This window comes from Sphingomonas bacterium (assembly GCF_903643065.1).
GTDB lineage: Bacteria > Pseudomonadota > Alphaproteobacteria > Sphingomonadales > Sphingomonadaceae > Sphingomonas.
In genome coordinates this window covers 1-3,132 of record NZ_CAHJWX010000371.1, presented here as the reverse complement: position 1 = coordinate 3,132, position 3,132 = coordinate 1, and the positions used below count along the sequence as shown (strand labels likewise).

General features: G+C 72.1%; 6 protein-coding genes. 2 read left to right on the top strand and 4 right to left on the bottom strand.

Annotation, left to right across the window (positions count from 1 at the left end; all coding sequences use genetic code 11):
* Together HUU95_RS12235 and HUU95_RS12230 are read left to right on the top strand one after the other, a co-directional pair.
* Positions 1–798 (top strand): FAD-dependent monooxygenase (locus HUU95_RS12235; protein ID WP_174280357.1); only part of this gene is annotated, 798 nt, incomplete at its 5' end.
* The gene (locus tag HUU95_RS12230; RefSeq protein ID WP_217429836.1) at positions 795–1,682 is read left to right on the top strand and encodes a nucleotidyltransferase domain-containing protein; all 888 of its coding nucleotides are present in this window, start codon (positions 795–797) and stop codon (positions 1,680–1,682) included. The genes HUU95_RS12235 and HUU95_RS12230, both read left to right, overlap by 4 nt.
* Here the strand turns inward: HUU95_RS12230 and HUU95_RS12225 are convergent.
* From HUU95_RS12225 to HUU95_RS12210, 4 genes are all read right to left on the bottom strand, one after another.
* Entirely contained in the window at positions 1,618–2,022 is a 405-nt protein-coding gene (locus HUU95_RS12225; RefSeq protein WP_174280356.1) for a hypothetical protein, read from the bottom strand. The two genes, HUU95_RS12230 and HUU95_RS12225, sit on opposite strands and share 65 nt — an antisense overlap.
* 10 nt (positions 2,023–2,032) lie before the next feature.
* On the bottom strand, positions 2,033–2,188 hold the full coding sequence (locus HUU95_RS12220; RefSeq protein WP_254602780.1) for a Trm112 family protein: 156 nt from the start codon (positions 2,186–2,188) through the stop codon (positions 2,033–2,035).
* A gap of 14 nt (positions 2,189–2,202) precedes the next feature.
* Positions 2,203–2,856: an LON peptidase substrate-binding domain-containing protein gene (locus HUU95_RS12215; RefSeq protein ID WP_174280354.1), complete on the bottom strand. Its 654-nt coding sequence runs from the start codon at positions 2,854–2,856 to the stop codon at positions 2,203–2,205.
* On the bottom strand, positions 2,853–3,132 hold a 280-nt coding region (locus HUU95_RS12210), incomplete at its 5' end, for a tetratricopeptide repeat protein (protein ID WP_174280353.1). The genes HUU95_RS12210 and HUU95_RS12215, both read right to left, overlap by 4 nt.

The following is a 3,132-nucleotide window of genomic DNA, read 5'->3' as shown; positions in this document are numbered from 1 at the left end:
GCGGTGACGGCGACGCTGTCGGACGGGACGGCCGCGCGCGCGCCGCTGCTGATCGCGGCGGAGGGTCGCAACTCGCCGACGCGCGAGGCGGCGGGCATCCCCGTCGCGCGCTGGCGCTACGATCACGCCGCGATCGTCGGCGCGTTCCACCACGAGCGGCCGCACGATCAGGTGGCGTTCGAGATCTTCTACCCCGCCGGCCCGTTCGCGCTGCTGCCGCTGCCCGACGACGATGCGGGCCACCGGTCGGCGATCGTGTGGACGGTGGACGCGGCGGACGGGCCGGCGATGCTCAAACTGTCCGACCGCGCGTTCCTGCACGAGGCGGAGACGCGCATGGGCGGCTTCCTCGGCGCGCTCTCGGGCGCTTCCCCCCGCGCCACCTACCCGCTCGGCTTTCACCATGCGGCGCGGATCACGGCGCAGCGCCTCGCGCTGGTCGGCGACGCGGGTCACGGCATCCATCCGATCGCGGGGCAGGGGCTCAATCTGGGGCTGCGCGACGTCGCGGCGCTGGTGGAAGTGCTGGTCGACGCCAGGCGGACGGGGCTCGACCTCGGCGACGCGCAGGTGCTCGCGCGCTACCAGCGCTGGCGCGGGCTCGACGTGTTCGCGGTGGCGTTCGCGACCGACACGCTGACGCGGCTGTTCGGCGTGCGCGGCAAGGCGGCCAGCGCGGTGCGGCGGTTCGGCATCTCGGCGGTGAACGCCCTCCCACCGCTCAAGGACCGCTTCATGGCGGAGGCGCGGGGCGAGACGGGGGTGTTGCCCAAGCTGTTGCAGGGAATGCGGGTCTGAGCGCGACGGTTCGCTCGATCCCACCCGGCAGCGCCGCCGAGACGATCGCGGCAATCGACCGGCTGCTGGAAGAGGTCGCCTCCGACGAGCAGGTCGTCATCCCGATCGCGATCGAAAGCGGCAGCCGTGCCTGGGGCTTCCCCTCGCCGGACAGCGACTACGACTGTCGCTTCATCTTCGTGCGGCGGCAGGCCGACTATCTGACGCCGTGGCCGCGCCGCGACGTGATCGAGACGCCGCTGGTCGGCGATCTCGACGTCAACGGATGGGATCTGGGCAAGGCGCTCAAGCTGATCGTGAAAGGCAATGCGGTGGTGCTGGAGTGGCTGCGCTCACCCTTCGTCTACGCCGCCGATCCGGTGTTTCGCGACGGCCTGCTGGCGCTGGCCACCCGCCTTGCCGAGCCGGGCGCGATCGCGCGCCACTATCTTCATCTCGGCGAAAGTCAGCGGCGCACCTATTTCCCCGATGGACAGGACGTGGCGTTGAAGAAGCTCTTCTATGCCCTGCGCCCCGCCGCCGCGCTGCGTTGGCTGGGGATGCATGGCGGTCCGGTGCCGCCGATGCATTTCCCGACCTTGATGAGCGAGTGCGATCCGCCCGCCGACGTCGCCGCGCTGACGGCGGAGCTGCTGGCCGCCAAGGCACGGACGCGGGAGCTGGGCGTGGCGCCGTTGCCGTCGCCGCTCGGCGCCTTCATCGACGCGGAGTTCGCCGCTGCCCGCGTCCGCTGGCCCGCCACGCCTCGCGCGCGCGGCGCGGTGGCGGAGGCGGAAGCATTCTTTCGCGATCAGGTCGTCCGGCTCGATCAGCGTCGGCTCAGCGTACCGTCTCCGCCACCCGCAGCTCCTCCTCCGCCCAGTGCCGTGCCTCGCGCGTCATGATGAAGGTGCCGCTCCAGTCGCCGGACACCTCCCAGCGGCCGGTGATCTCGTCGCCGTCGGGGGCGATCGTGCCCTGGTAGAGAACGGGCGTGCCGACGCGATGGGTGGCGTCGTAATGCTTGACGAAGTGGACGCTCGTGCCCTCGCGCCGGCCATCAAGGAAGGCGCGGGCCTCCTCGCCGCCATAGCCGGGATGCCTGGACGGGCTGCGCTCGGTGGTCTCGCCGGTGACGACGCCGCCGCTCTCGCGCAGCACCGCGCCGAACGGATTGGCGGGCAGGCTGCGCGGATAGTTGTAGATGCCCGACCAGGTGCCGGTCACGTCGAGCGGGTCGGTCATCGCGCGGGACCTATAGCGGGCGCGCCGCCTCGACCAGCAGCACGGGCGTGCCGTCGCGGATCGGGTAGGCGAGGCCGGCGGCGTCGGAGATGAGTTCGTCGCCCTCCTGGCGCAACGGCGTTCGGGTGCGGGGGCAGACCAGCTTGGCGAGCAGCCAGGGGTCCACGCCCGCTCCCCCGCTCACTGCAGCGTCACCCGCTCGTCGCCGTCGTGCCGGCCGAAGAACTGGAGGAGCTGGACGATCAGCTCGGCGCGGGTGACCAGGTCGGGCGCTTCGAGCAGCGCCTGTTTCGCGGCGGCGTCGAACGGAGCGATCTGGGCGATGCCGTTGACCAGCCGCTCGTCGTCGAGCCGCTCCACCTGCGCCCAGTCGACCTGATAGCCCTGCGTCTCCGCGAAGCGACGCGACTCGTTCTCCAGCGAGGCGCGGTGCGCCGACGACAGCGCCTCGTCGCCGGGCCTCGGCAGCAACTCGGCCTCGACCTGGCGGAAGGACGTGGTGACGTCGAGCTCGCGCATGACGCGGAACAGCGACGTGCCTTCGAGGATCAGGTTGTAGCGGCCGTCGTCGAGCGCCTCGACCTCGGCGATCCGGCCGACACAGCCCAGATCGAACAGCGCCGGCGGCTCCGCGCCCGATCCGGGATTGGCCAGGGGTCTGGGCTGGATCATGCCGATCCGCCGGTCGCGCGCGGTCGCGTCCGCGACCAGCGCCCGGTAGCGCGGCTCGAAGATGTGGAGCGGCAAGTGCATGCCCGGGAACAGGATCGCGCCCGGCAGCGGGAAGATCGACAGGCGGGTCGTGGTGCCAAGGGAGGAAGGCGTGTCGCTCATGTGAACAGCACCGCCGACAGCCGCCGCCGCTGCGCGGAGACCCAGGGATCCATCAACCCCACCACCTCGAACAGCTTGAGCAGCTGCGCGCGCGCGGCGCCGTCCTGCCAGCCCTTGTCGGTGGCGACGATGTGGAGGAGCCCGTCGGCGGCCGCGTCCCGATCACCCGCGGCCATCTGCGCGTTGGCGAGGTCGAAGCGCGCCTGGAGATCGTCGGGCGCGGCGTTCACCGCCGCGACCAGCGGGGCGAGGTCGCCGACCGGCGGGGCCGCGCGC